Source organism: Mesorhizobium sp. M3A.F.Ca.ET.175.01.1.1, from assembly GCF_004791945.1.
GTDB lineage: Bacteria > Pseudomonadota > Alphaproteobacteria > Rhizobiales > Rhizobiaceae > Mesorhizobium.
This window is the reverse complement of sequence record NZ_SRTP01000016.1, coordinates 44028-56811: the sequence shown is the minus strand read 5'-3', so window position 1 is coordinate 56811 and position 12784 is coordinate 44028. Positions and strand designations below refer to the sequence as shown.

The window sequence follows — 12784 nt, the reverse complement described above, 5'->3', positions numbered from 1 at the left end:
GCTAAGTGTTAGAAATCGCAAGAGAGGGGATCTGCTTGGGAACTCCCTTTCCGAATCTCGGTGAGGATCGTCAAGCAGACACCATCGATATTTCGCACCACCTCGTCGTTCCAGAAGCGCACCGTTCGGAACCCTTTCATCGCGAAATGCCGATCACGCCCGGCATCTCGCTGCGACTCCGAATGCTGACCGCCGTCAACCTCCAAGATCAGCTTCGCCTCGAAGCAGACGAAGTCCAGGATGTAGCCGTCGAGCGGCACCTGCCGTTTGAACTTCAGGCCCTCGAGTTGTCGGTTGCGCAATGCCTGCCAAAGGATGTTCTCGGCCTTTGTGGCGTCGGCGCGCATTGTCCGAGCGAAGGTGCGGTGCGACGGCGGAACCTGTTGGCGCATGGTGCGTAAAAATCCCCTCTCTTGCGATTTCTAACACTTAGCTTCGCTAAGATGTTGAAATCGCTTTCTCCCCCACAAGGGGGGAGAAAGTTGCGCCTCTTCTAAAAACTCACCTCCACCGCATCGGCACTGCGCTTGGCCTCGCCGTGGAACACGGCCTCGATGTTGTTGCCGTCGGGGTCGAGCAGGAAGCAGGCGTAGTAGCCGGGGTGGTAGCGGCGCTCGCCCGGCGCGCCATTGTCCTTGCCGCCGGCGGCAAGCCCAGCGTGATAGAAGGCGTCGACCATGGCGCGGTCCCTGGCCTGGAAGGCGAGATGGTGGCGGCCGGTGAGCACGCCGAGCGCGGCGCGGCTGTCGGCGCTGGAGATGAACAGCTCGTCGGCCCAGAAATAGTCCTGCGCCTCGCCGCCGATCGGGATGCCCAGCACCTCGAACAACGCGCCATAGAAACGCCGGCTGGCCTCGAGGTCGCGCACCACAAGCTGGAGGTGGTCGATGAGCCGGCCGCGATAGAGTTCCATGGTGTGTTGCCTCCTCCTGATTGCTGCGGCTCAATCTAGAAGGGCCCGGCACGCGGTCAATGTGGGTGCGGAAGACTGCTGACAGTTGGAGAGGTCGGGGCGAGGCGCCCCCCTCTGTGCTGCCGGACATCTCCCCCACGAGGGAGGAGATCAGCCTTCACGCCGGCTTTTGCCAATCACCCACTCCGCACGAGAAGCGTCGGCGCGGGAACTGCCAATCTCCCCAGCCGTGGGGGAGATGGCCGGCAGGCCAGAGGGGGGCGCGAAGGAACGCGACCTTTCTGGCCACAGCCAAATATCCATCCCTCAAAATTCCAGTTAAAAAATGCAACCAGATTGTAGGATTGCCTCCCGCGCCGGCGTCCTTCGGACGCAAGCGGCGCGATGGATCTGGAAAAACCGTGCCGCATCAAACAGGATGCCTATGGCATGGGAGAAAACCATGAAGCTTTCCTATCGTTGGATCATCGTCGCGGCGGGCGCGCTGATGAGTTGCGTAGCGCTCGGCGCGATGTTTTCGCTGGCGATCTTTCTCGAGCCGATGGCGCTCGACACCGGCTGGTCGCGCGCGGGCATCTCCAGCGCCATGACGCTGAATTTCCTGGTGATGGGCGTCGGCGGCTTCGCCTGGGGCGCGATCTATGACCGCGTCGGGGCGCGCATCGTCGTGCTGGCCGGCGCGGTGCTGCTCGGCCTAGCGCTGGTGGTGGCGAGTCGCGCCGGCTCGCTGCTGGTCTTCCAGCTCAGCTACGGCGTGATCGTCGGGCTGGCGGCGAGCGCCTTCTTCGCGCCGATGATCGCGCTCACCACCGCCTGGTTCGACACCAACCGCAGCCTTGCCGTGTCGCTGGTCTCGGCCGGCATGGGCGTGGCGCCGATGACGATCTCGCCGTTCGCGCGCTGGCTGATCACGGCCTATGACTGGCGCACCGCCATGTTCGACATCGGCGTCATGGCCTGGGTGCTCGTGCTGCCGGCCGTGCTGCTGGTGCGCCAGCCGCCGGCGATCGTCGCTTCGGCCGATGGGAACCCGCCGGCCGCCGAGGATGCCGGCATGAGCGTCGGCCAGGCTCTGCGCTCGCCGCAGTTCATCGTGCTGGCGATGACCTTCTTTGCCTGCTGCGCGGCGCATTCGGGCCCGATCTTCCACATGGTGAGCTATGCCATGGCCTGCGGCGTGGCGCCGATGGCAGCCGTCTCGATCTACAGCGTCGAGGGTCTCGCCGGACTCGGCGGCCGCGTGCTTTATGGCGTGCTCGCCGACAGGCTGGGCGTCAAGCCGGTGCTGATCACTGGCCTCGCCATCCAGGGCCTGGTGATCGCCGCCTATCTCGGCGCCGGCCGGCTCGAGCATTTCTATATCCTGGCCGTCATCTTCGGCGCCACCTATGGCGGCGTCATGCCGCTTTATGCGGTGCTGGCGCGCGAATATTTCGGCGGCCGCATCATCGGCACCGTGCTCGGCGCCGCCACCATGCTCTCCAGCCTCGGCATGTCGTTCGGGCCGTTGGCCGGCGGCATGATCTACGACGCCTATGCCAGCTATGCCTGGCTGTTCATCGGCTCGGCGCTGGTCGGCCTCGGCGCCGCCGGCATCGCCATCGCCTTCCCGCCGCAGCCGAGCCGGCAGCGCTTGCAGATGGCGTAGGGACTGCGATCTCCCTCCACGGGGGAGATGCCGCCAAGGGCGACAGAGGGGGTTGCCGCGCCTGGAGCGCCAGCCTCCATCTGATGCACAGGGCCGAGCTCAGTAGGACCGACCCCCTCTGGCCTACCGGCCATCTCCCCCTCGAGGGGGGAGATTACGCGCTCAAACGGCTCGAAATCCATTTGCCGGACCGCGGCTAGTGTGAAACTCTGAGCCGAGACGCTGCATCTGAAATGCCGGCCTGGCCGGCGCGATCAATGAGCCGGGGGATATTGCAGTGGGCGCAGGCGTGGAAGCCGCAGACGCCAGGAACTGGTCCAGCCTGCTGATCGCGGCGGAGAAGGGCGACGCCGATGCCGTCGCCTCGGAACTGGCGGCGGGCGCGGACATCAACCAGGCCGATGAAGACGGCTGGTCAAGCCTGCACCTTGCCGCCCACAACGGCCGCATCGAAGCGCTCGAAGCCCTGATCGGCCATCCGGCGGTCGACGTCAACACCAGGAACAAATGGAAGAGCACGCCGCTCAGTCTGGCGGCGGCCAGGGGCCATCTCGCCTGCATCCTGGCGCTGGTGAAGCATCCGAGGATCGATATCGATGCGCGCGCCGATTATTACGGCCGCACGCCGCTGATCGAGGCGGCACGCAACGGACATCTCGATATCGTCAAGCTGCTGGTCGAGCATGGCGCCGACGTCAACCTGGCCGACAAGACGGGCCGCAACAGCGCGCTCATCGAGGCCATCAAGGGAAGGCATCACGCGGTCGCGGACTATCTGCTGGCGACCCGCAAGGTGAACTTCCTCAACAAGGACATGCGGCTCAACGCGTTGATCTGGGCCGGCAGCGCGCGGGACGCCGAGCTGATCGAGAAGCTGGACGCCGCGATCCACAGTTTCTTCGAGGGCAAGTGAGCGCCGGCGCCAATCTCCCTCCTCGAGGGGGAGATGTCGCCGAAGGCGACAGGAGGGATCCCTGCGCCTGAAGCGCCAGCCTCCATCTGGCGCAATAGACCGAGCCCAGTCGAACCGACCCCCTCTGGCCGCTTCGCGGCCATCTCCCCGTCGAGGCGGGAGATTCGCCGCCTGCCTCACCCGGTGCCGGTGCCGGACCGCAGCGCTTCGCGCTCCTCGTCGTCGCGGCGCAGGCGCGCGTCGGAGATCAGCATCACCGGGCACGGGCAGCGCTGCAGCACGCCGCTCGTCGTCTCGCCGAAGATGAGCTCCTCGCCCGGCCGCCGCGCCACGCCCATGACGATCAGCGCCACGTTCCGGCCGGCCTGGCGGGCGATGGCATCGGCGGCGGCGGCCTTGCTGCGGATGGCGGTCTCGATCTCGACGCCGTAGCGGTCGGCGAGCGCGACGATGTCCTTCAGCACGGCCTCCCGGCGGCGATGCGAGACCGTGTCGCGCAGCTCATCGCGACCGACCCGCGCGACATAGAGCATCTTGACCGGGGCGCCGGTGACGGCGGCGATGGCAAGCGCCAGCTCGGCGCCGCGGCGGGCGACCGAGGTGCCGTTGACCGGCACCAGGATGCGGCCTGACCGGGGGCCGAGCCTCGGCATGTGCCGGCCGGCGCCGGCCGGCTTCAGCACCAGGCAGAGCGGGCCGTCGAAGGCGCCGGCGACGTCGTTCAGCCGGCGCGAGAAGCTGCCCTTGGAGGTCACGGCGCGGCCGAGACCGATGAGCAGCATGCCGTAGCCCTTGCGCGCCTCCTTGGCGACGGTCTCGGGCGAGAGCTGGACCTCGTGGCGGCGGCGGGTCAGCGGCGCCTCGCGCACCGGTTCCTCGTTGGCCTGCTTTGCCGCCTCGCGTCCCTCCTCGGCGCCCTTCTCCACTTCGTCGAGATGCGCCGCCTCGCCAGGGTCGGCTTCGCTTTCGCCGCTGGCATGCAGCACCGTCGTCGGCTTGCCGGCGCCGATCACGCCGGCAAGGTAGGCGGCGAAGCGGCCGACCACGCCCTCGTCGACCACCACCAGCAGCCGCTCCAGACTGGCGATGAAGCCGCGCTGGTCGATCTCCTCGCGCTCCAGCCGCTTCTTCTCCAGCTCGCCCATCGGCAGGCGCCCCAGCGCCCAGCGCAGCGTCGGCGGCATGGCCAAAGTGGTGATGACGGCCATGGTGACGATCATGGTGAAGAGGTTGTGCGAGAGCACGCCGATCGACAGGCCGATCGAGGCGACGATCACCTCGGTCGAGCCGCGCGCGTTCATGCCGCAGCCGACGGCGATGCCCTCGGCGCGAGTCATGCCGGCGGCCTCGGCGCCGATGAAGGCGCCGCCGAACTTGCCGATGCTGGCGATCGCTACAAGCGCCAGCGTGAGCAGCGCCAGCTGCGGATCCATCAACACGGTGAGGTCGGCCGAAAGACCGGCAACGCCGAAGAACACCGGCATGAAGAGCGCGGTGATCACCCCGCGCAGCTGGCCCTCGATGTGACGCGACAGGATCGGCGACTCGCCGACCAATATGCCGGCGACGAAGGCGCCGAGCACGGTGTGGACGCCGATCAGGTCGGTGATCAGCGCCATCGCGCCCATGATGGCGAGGATGACGGTGACGACCGCATATTCCGAGCGAAACGTATCGTTGGTCCAGCGGATGGCATCGAAGACGATGCGGCGGCCGAGGGTGAAGGAAAAACCCATGAAGGCGGCAACGCCGGCCAGCGTGAAGGCGAGGCCGCCCAGCTCGATGCGGCCATGCGTGGCGATGCCGATGGTGATGGCGATGATCACCCAGCCGATCGTGTCCTCGATGATGGCGGAGGAGACGATGATCTGACCGAGGTCGCGGCGCATGAAGTTCATCTCGCGCACCACCATGGCGACGATCTTGACCGAGGAGATCGACAGCGCGGTGCCGAGGAACAGGCCGGCGACGATGCGCTCGCTGCCGGTGGCGAGCAGGGAGGCCGGCATGAACTGCGCCGCCACGAAGCCGAGCCCGAACGGCACGGCAACGCCGGTGGCGGAAATGGAGAAGCAGGCGCGGCCGACGCGGCGCACCAGCCGAAGATCCGTCTCCATGCCGGTGAGCAGCAGCAGCATCAGCACGCCGAGCTGGGCGATGGCGTTGATCATCGATTTCTGCGCGGCATCGCCGGCAAACACCAGCCGCTCGGCCGCCGGCCACAGCCAGCCGAGCAGCGAGGGTCCGAGCAGGATGCCGCCGATCAGCTGCCCCATCACCGCCGGCTGTCCGAGCCGCTCCAGCAATTCGCCGATGCCGCGGCCGACAAGCAGCAACAGGATGATCTCCAGGACGAAGATGCCCTCGCTCGACATCCCTTTCTTCTCGGCCGCCCAGGCGACTGCCGGCATGAGCGCGAGTACGGCGGCCGCAAGCGCGAGCGTCCATCGCCGATTGAGCATGAAGGACAATATCTGCACCCCTCGATTATGCCCCGCCATAACGGTTTCGCACATGCATCGGCTGCAGCGCAATCTCCCCTCTCGAGGGGGGAGATGTCGCCGAAGGCGACAGAGCGGGTCGCCGCGCGTTGAGCGCCGGCGCTTTCTACAGGCCGAGCCCAGTCGAACCGACCCCCTCTGCCCTGCCGGGCATCTCCCCTCAAGGAGGGAGATCGCCACAATTCGATTCAAATACCACCGCCCATCTTTGCTTCCCGGTAAAGCGACTCGCGCATGTTTCGCGCACGGCGGGCGATAAGGAGAAGCTAATGAAGAGCGACTTTGCCGCTGCGCACCTGCACCTCGACAGGGCCTGCCATTATCTGCGCGGCGACGATGAAACCAGCCGCGCCGCGCTCGAGGCGCTGGACCTCGTGATCGAGGCGGTGGCGGCCGCCCAATACTCCCGGCCCGAGGCCGAGGTGCTGCCGTTTCCGAGGGGAGCGAAGCGGGAAATGCCGCCCATGGCATCCTGACCTATCCGCCTGAAAGGGCGGAAACATTTTAGCCGGCCACACATTGTGCTATAAGGGGTGTGGCCGGCTGGCCGGCCTTGCGTTCGGGAGGCGCATGGCGGGGATGTCCCAGGTCCACAACGTCAAGCCAGTGGAGACCGGCGCGGCGCCGCGCGGCTCCGATGCGTTCGCGCTGAAGCTGACCTCCTCCGAATTCGCAACCACCATGTCGCATTTCCATCGCGCCGAAATCGCGCGCATGGCCGGCTGGCGCGACCGACTCGACCGCACCAGCAACTGGGCGATCACCGTGGTGGCGGCGATGCTTTCGGTGTCGCTGTCGACGCCGAACGCCCATCACGGCGTGCTCCTCTTCGCCATGCTCTTGATCACGCTGCTGTTGTGGATCGAGGCGCGGCGCTACCGCTTCTTCGACGTCTATCGCGCCAGGGTGCGCCAGTTCGAGCGCTATTATTTCGCGCAGATCTTCTCGCCGCAGCCGGACTATGCCTCCAACTGGCTGGCCATCGTCGGCGAAGGCCTGCGCTCGCCGCGCTTCCTCATCTCGCAGCGCGCGGCGCTGATCAGGCGGCTGCGGCGCAACTACATCTTCATGTACACGATCCTGATGCTTGCCTGGGTGCTGAAGATCACCACGCCAAGCCTGACGCATGACGGTGCGCCCGTCGGCTTCGGCGCCTCGCTGCTCGATACGCTGAAGGTGGCGACGCTCGGTCCCATTCCCGGTGCCGTCGTGGTATGCGCCGTCCTGGCCTTCTATCTGGCGATGGTTGCCGCCGCCTTCCTGGTCCGCGCCGACGACGGCGAGCTCTCGCACGGCAACGTGCATGTGTAAGGACGCTGCCGCCGCGCTCACAGTCCCGGCGGCCTGACGAAGCCGTCGGTCAGACGCGCCAGCGCCTTGGCGGCTGCCAGCAGCTTCATGTCCGAGTGGCGGCGGCCGACGAGCTGGGCGCCGATCGGCAGGCCCTCCCGGTCGAGGCCGATCGGAATGACGACGGCCGGATGTCCTGTCAAGTTGAAGCGACAGGCATGGGCGAGCGCGCTCCAGTAAGGCGTCTCGACACCATCGACGGGGATCGGCGCTCCCGTCTCGCGATGGCGGAAGGCGGTGCACATCATTGCCGGGCAGACGAGAACGTCCCAGTCGTCGAAGAAGCGCTCCCAGGCGAGGATGAATTCATCGCGCCGGTTGAGCGCGGCGAGATAGGCCGGCAGCGACGGCGAGGCCTCGCCCGGCGACCGGAAGGCCTGCGAGTACCAGGTGATGAAATCGGAGAACAGCGCCCGCTCGGCGGCGAAGTCATGGCCCGGCAAGGCCTGCGCCACGCGCGCGCCGCCAATGGCGGCAGCGTCGGCGAAGCCGGCGATCGCGTCGGCGATGTCGATCGCGACCGGGACGCCGGGAAAGGTCGCCGCCCAGGCGATCCGCAAGCTTTCGAGCGGCGGCTCCGGCGCCTCGTCCGTCGCCACCGGCGGCACTTCGGTGTCGAAACCGTCGGCGCCGGCGATGATGCGGTGGGCCAGGATCAGATCGTCGACGTCACGGGCCAAAGGGCCGATGTCGAACAGCAGGCGGAAGCTGCGCGGCATGTCGGGCGGATCGGCGTAGCTGCCGGTGAGCGGCACGCTCGCCTGCGTCGGCTTGAAGCCATAGATGCCGGTGAGATGCGCCGGGGTCCTGATCGAGCCGCCGGCATCGCTGCCGATCTCGAGCGGCGCCAGGCCGGCAGCAACCGCCGCGGCGGCGCCGCCGCTCGAGCCGCCCGGCGTGCGCGTGACATCCCACGGATTGCAGGTGCGGCCGAAGATCGGGTTGGCGGTCTGCAGGTCGCGCAGCCTCGGCGGCACGTTGGTCTTGCCGATGATGATGGCGCCCGCCTTGCGCAGCCTGGCGGCAATGGTGCTGTCGGTCGTCGGCACATGGTCGGCGAAGGCCTCCAGCCCGACCGTGGTGCGCATGCCGGCGGTGGCGTGGCCGTCCTTCAGCGTGACCGGGACGCCGTGCAGCGGCCCGACGGCATCGCCGCGTGCGATCGCCCTGTCGGCGGCCTTGGCGCCGGCACGGGCGGCCTCCTCGTCGAGCGTGACGATGGCATTGAGGAGCGGATTGACCATTTCAATGCGGGCAAGCTGCGCCTCCATCGCCTCGCCGGCGCTGACCTGCCCGTCGCGGATCGCCGCCGCCAGCTGCATGGCGGTGAGGAAGGTGGTGTCGGGGTGGGCCATGTGGTTCTCCGGGAGGGAGTGGTGGTGTGGTGGATGGTGGTGAATGGTGGTGAATGGTGAGTGGTGGTGAATGGTCAATGGTGAATGGTGAATGGTGAATGGTGAATGGTGAGTAGTGAGTAGCGAGTAGCGATGTTCAGTTTGTCTTGATGCCGTGCATTCACTATCTATTTTTCTTTTAACCATTTACCATTCACCATTCACCATTCACCACCATTCACCACTCACTACTCACTACTGCCTACACTACTGCCTACTCATCGCCGCTCGAAACTCCCCCGTGCTGTTCCGGTTCGGATAGGGCTCGTCCGGCACGGGGACGCCGAGATGGGCGCAGAGCGGCTGCCAGCCGTCGCCGAGCTTGTGGACCAGCAGGCGCTCGGCCGGCACCGCATCGAGCACCGCCTCGACATTGGCCTCATAGGTGGCGATCGCATGCGCGCGGTCGTGCGGCCGGCCGCCGAAGACCTGTTTCGCAATGAGCGCAATGCCCAGCGACTCCTGGTCCTGACTGTCCTCGATCGACGGCAGGATCGTGTTTTGAAAGCTCTCCCACCAGCTTTCGGGCGAGCGCCAGGTGAGGATGACGCGCGCCTGAGGATAGGCTTCGATCAGCTCGCGCCAGTAATGGGCGGACGGCCAGTCGACACAGGATTTGTATCCGGCAAAGAGCTTGTCCCAGTCGGGCGCGGCGCCCTTGGCGAGCGCCCGCCAGAGCCGCTTCTGCTCCTCGTTCGCCATCACCTCCGACATGTGATGGCATGGCCCGAAGCCGAGCATCGTCAGCGCCTCGCGCATCGAATCCGTGCCCGTGCGGCCGAAGCCCGTTCCAATCACCCTCATCGACATTTTCTCCCCTACGCCTGCTTTTCCTTGTCATGCATTTCCTGACGGAAAAGCGCTGCGCACTTTTCCTGGAATTGCTTGGCTTTGTTTCTTCGCAATTCCGGACGGAAAACCGTTGCGCACTTTTCCTGGAATTGCTTGGCTTTGTTTCTTCGCAATTCCGGACGGAAAACCGCTGCGCACTTTTCCTGGAATTGCTTGGCTTTGTTTCTTCGCAATTCCGGACGGAAAACCGCTGCGCACTTTTCCTGGAATTGCTTTAGGCGATCATCCTCCCTGGACCACGAGCCGCAAGCGATTGCCCTCCGGATCGGCGGTGGCGACGGCGCCGCCTTCCCTTTTCATCGGCGCATTGGCCGCCTCCAGCCTCAGCGCCACGGCGGCAAGCTCCTGCTCCGAAGCGAGCTCGACGGTGAAGTGGTCGAGGCCGGCGGCGCCCGGCGGCGGTTCGCGCAGCTCGTCGCGCGCCCACACGTTGAAGGCCACCATATGCGGCCGGCGCGCGGTGCCGCAGTCGAACAGGCCGAAATTGCGCGACTGGATGTGCGGCCGCAAGCCCAGCACGCCGATGTAGAACGGCATCAAGGTCTCGGGCGAGCGCGCCCGCATATGGATGTGGCCGATGAAGGCGTCGTCGGCCATCTTCTGCTCGACATGGCCGGAATTGCCGAGGTCGCGCAGCAGGCCCGGAACATCCAGCGGTTCGATCCCGGAATGCGCGCTGCCGTCGGTGGCGATGAGCGAGACGCGGCCGTCGGCCGCCTCCTCCCTGCGCAGAAGACGCTGCGGCGTGTCGAAACAGATTTCGATGCCGTTGCCCGACGGGTCGGAGACGTAAAGCGACTCCGAAATAAGATGATCCTGGGCGCTGAAGCGGAGGCCCGACGCCTTGAGGCGGGCGGCGACATGGGCGAGATCGCGGCGGCTCGTGACATGGATGGCGACGTGAAAGAGATCGCGCGACTTCTGCGGCAGGACCGTGTCCGCTCCGGCGTGGAGGACGATCAGCGTCCGGCCGCCGGTGCCGAGCTCCGCCGTGCCGGCATCCTCGCCAACCAGCCCAAGACCAAGCGTGCCGCGCCAGACGATCAGGGCCGCCGGGATGTCGGTCACCTTGAGGTGGACCGGCCCGAGTCGGGTGGCCTGAGACAGCAATGCTTCGTCCATCGTCGCCTGTCCGATTGCGGCCGATTCATATTAGTCGCGAATGATATTTCTGTCTTGCGTCAAGTTCGGGTTGACCCCTCTCGGGCGGGCGGCAACTATGGCGGCAGGCTATTTGTCTTCACGCCATTTCGGACGGAAACCGCCGCGCGGTTTCGTCCGGAATTGCTTGAGCTTCAGGAGGAGATCACATGGACGAGACCGACCACTGGCGCAACATGGCGAGCGCGCCGAGGGACGGCAGCCGCATCCTGGTCACGGTGCGCTCGTCCGAGCAGGGACCGGCCGAGGTCGACATGGCCTACTGGTCGCGCGCCGACCAGTTCGGCGCGGAAGGCTGGCGGGCGTCCGACTCCTCGCCGGGCCGCATCGTCGAGTATGCCGAGCCGGAGCTCAGATGCTGGATGCCGCTGCCCTCGGCCGGGAGAGGAGCGATGCCCAGCCCCTGGGAAGGCGACGACGTGCCGCTGCTGGATGGGTCTGGGATTTAGTCTTTCGTTGGCGATTGGCGAAAGCGGCCGTGACGGCTGATCTCCCTCCTTGAGGGGGAGATGGCCGGCAGGCCAGAGGGGGGCGCCGTAGAGTAAAAACCTCGGCGAAGGCCCTCGGGCTCAAACGGCTCCAGCGATGACCCATACTCCTCTACCGCCGCGACACCGCGCCAATGCGAAATCGATGCATCGCGTCATGACTGTTGGAGAACTGAAGCTCTGGAACGAGCTTCGTGCACATCAGCGGGCTATATCGTCGACTTCGCTTGCCCGGAGAAAAGGCTGCTTGTCGAGGTCGACGGTTCTCAGCATGGCGATGGCGGTGTTGCCAAGGCCGATGCACTGCGGACGAGACGTCTGGCAGAGGATGGCTGGACCGTCTTGCGGTTCTGGAACGACGAGGTGATCCGCGACGTCGACAATGTCTGCCAGCACATTGTTATCGTCGCGGGATTGGCTGATCCGACCTGAGAGGCTGGCGGGACAGCGCCCCCTCTGTCCTGCCGGACATCTCCCCCACTACTAGGCCACTACTAGGGGGGAGATTGGCTGTCTCGTCTGTCTCGCCAAGTCGCCCTCAATTCTTGTTCAAATATTCCGCCGCGTTCTGAGGCGTCACCAGTTCGAAGGGCACGTAGACGACGCGGTCGACCTTCTCGCCCTTGGCGAGCGCGAGCGCTGCATCGACGCCGCCGCCGCCCTGGCCCTTGGCGTTCTGGAACACCGTCACCGAGAGCTCGCCGGCCTTCATCGCCTGCAAGCCGTCCTGCGTGGCATCGATGCCGCCGACGACGACGTTCTTCATGTCGACGCCGTTGGCCTTCAGCGCCAGGATGGCGCCGATGGCGGATTCGTCGTTGTTGGCGATGACGGCGTCCGGCGCCGGGCCGGCGGTCAGCCAGTTGGTCATCAGGTTCTGCGCATTGTCGCGCGACCATTCCGACGACTGCTTGTCGGTGACCTTGATGAAGTTGCACATGTCGGTCGAAAAGATCTGCTCGACATCCTTGGTGCGCTGGAGCGCGGCCTGGTGCACCAGGCTGCCCATGACGATATAGGCGGTGGCGCCTGCCGACTTGCCCTTGGCGCGCAGTATCTTACAGACCTCGAAGGCTTCCAGCGTGCCCGACTCGACTTCGTTCGAGCCGACATAGACTTGGCGTTCGGGCAGCTTGGCCATGTCGACCGGCTCGAGATTGACGAAGACCAGCGGGATGCCGGCCTTGGCGGCCTCCTCGCTGATGGTCTTGGAGGCATTGGTGTCGACCAGCGTGATGATGATGGCGTCGACGCCGCTGGCGATGAAGTTCTTGACCTGGTCGAGCTGCTTGGCAACGTCGTTCTGGGCGTCCTCGACCTGGATCTCGGCGCCCTTCTCCTTGGCGCGGTCCTGCATGCCGTGCATCAGCAGCGTCTGGAAGTTGTTGTCGAAGTTGACGATCGAGACGCCGAGCTTGGCGGCGAAGGCGGTTGCCGGCATCGACATGGTCACGGCAAATGTCGTCGACCACAGCGCGGCCAAAGCCGTCGAGATGAGAAGTTTCTTCACGCTGTCCTCCCTTTGCGGATGGGTGCCGGTTCACCCGCTCTTGTCTCCGGCCCT

General features: G+C 66.0%; 13 protein-coding genes and 1 pseudogene. 6 read left to right on the top strand and 8 right to left on the bottom strand.

Translation table 11 applies throughout. The features are described 5' to 3' along the window. Positions 1–8: 8 nt before the first annotated feature. Entirely contained in the window at positions 9–392 is a 384-nt protein-coding gene (locus EN818_RS26725; RefSeq protein ID WP_095807663.1) for a DUF559 domain-containing protein, read from the bottom strand. A 101-nt stretch (positions 393–493) separates the two neighbouring features. Further along, complete coding sequence (locus tag EN818_RS26720; protein WP_095807664.1) at positions 494–913, bottom strand: VOC family protein; 420 nt, start codon at positions 911–913, stop codon at positions 494–496. 442 nt (positions 914–1355) lie between these two features. Here EN818_RS26720 and EN818_RS26710 point away from each other — a divergent pair, with 442 nt between their 5' ends. After that, entirely contained in the window at positions 1356–2561 is a 1206-nt protein-coding gene (locus EN818_RS26710; protein WP_095807730.1) for an MFS transporter, read from the top strand. Positions 2562–2838: 277 nt separating this feature from the next. Further along, a complete protein-coding gene (locus EN818_RS26705; RefSeq protein WP_095807666.1) occupies positions 2839–3474 on the top strand; it encodes an ankyrin repeat domain-containing protein in 636 nt (211 codons plus the stop codon). A gap of 176 nt (positions 3475–3650) precedes the next feature. Here the strand turns inward: EN818_RS26705 and EN818_RS26700 are convergent, their stop codons facing one another. Next, on the bottom strand, positions 3651–5990 hold the full coding sequence (locus EN818_RS26700) for a cation:proton antiporter (protein WP_245420424.1): 2340 nt from the start codon (positions 5988–5990) through the stop codon (positions 3651–3653). A gap of 254 nt (positions 5991–6244) precedes the next feature. Here EN818_RS26700 and EN818_RS26695 point away from each other — a divergent pair, with 254 nt between their 5' ends. Both EN818_RS26695 and EN818_RS26690 read left to right on the top strand, forming a co-directional pair. Further along, a complete protein-coding gene (locus tag EN818_RS26695) occupies positions 6245–6451 on the top strand; it encodes a hypothetical protein (protein ID WP_095807668.1) in 207 nt (68 codons plus the stop codon). A gap of 103 nt (positions 6452–6554) precedes the next feature. Next, positions 6555–7286: a DUF2270 domain-containing protein gene (locus EN818_RS26690; RefSeq protein ID WP_095807669.1), complete on the top strand. Its 732-nt coding sequence runs from the start codon at positions 6555–6557 to the stop codon at positions 7284–7286. A 17-nt stretch (positions 7287–7303) separates the two neighbouring features. Here the strand turns inward: EN818_RS26690 and EN818_RS26685 are convergent, their stop codons facing one another. The 4 genes from EN818_RS26685 to EN818_RS26670 all read right to left on the bottom strand — a co-directional run bounded on the left by EN818_RS26685 (position 7304) and on the right by EN818_RS26670 (position 10693). Then, positions 7304–8680 carry an amidase family protein gene (locus EN818_RS26685; protein WP_095807670.1) on the bottom strand — a complete coding sequence of 459 codons (1377 nt, stop codon included), beginning with the start codon at positions 8678–8680 and terminating at the stop codon, positions 7304–7306. Between the two features lie 246 nt (positions 8681–8926). Continuing rightward, entirely contained in the window at positions 8927–9523 is a 597-nt protein-coding gene (locus EN818_RS26680; protein WP_245420425.1) for a sulfotransferase family protein, read from the bottom strand. 33 nt (positions 9524–9556) lie between these two features. Beyond that, entirely contained in the window at positions 9557–9769 is a 213-nt protein-coding gene (locus EN818_RS32855) for a hypothetical protein (protein WP_165349863.1), read from the bottom strand. Positions 9770–9793: 24 nt separating this feature from the next. Beyond that, positions 9794–10693: a VOC family protein gene (locus EN818_RS26670; protein ID WP_095807672.1), complete on the bottom strand. Its 900-nt coding sequence runs from the start codon at positions 10691–10693 to the stop codon at positions 9794–9796. 188 nt (positions 10694–10881) lie between these two features. On the opposite strand from EN818_RS26670, the gene EN818_RS26665 reads away from it, so the two are divergent. Next, on the top strand, positions 10882–11181 hold the full coding sequence (locus EN818_RS26665) for a hypothetical protein (protein ID WP_095807673.1): 300 nt from the start codon (positions 10882–10884) through the stop codon (positions 11179–11181). 136 nt (positions 11182–11317) lie between these two features. After that, a pseudogene (locus EN818_RS26660) lies at positions 11318–11652 on the top strand (endonuclease domain-containing protein). A gap of 106 nt (positions 11653–11758) precedes the next feature. On the opposite strand, the gene EN818_RS26655 reads toward EN818_RS26660, so the two are convergent. Beyond that, complete coding sequence (locus tag EN818_RS26655) at positions 11759–12730, bottom strand: substrate-binding domain-containing protein (RefSeq protein ID WP_095807674.1); 972 nt, start codon at positions 12728–12730, stop codon at positions 11759–11761. Between the last annotated feature and the right edge of the window lie 54 nt (positions 12731–12784).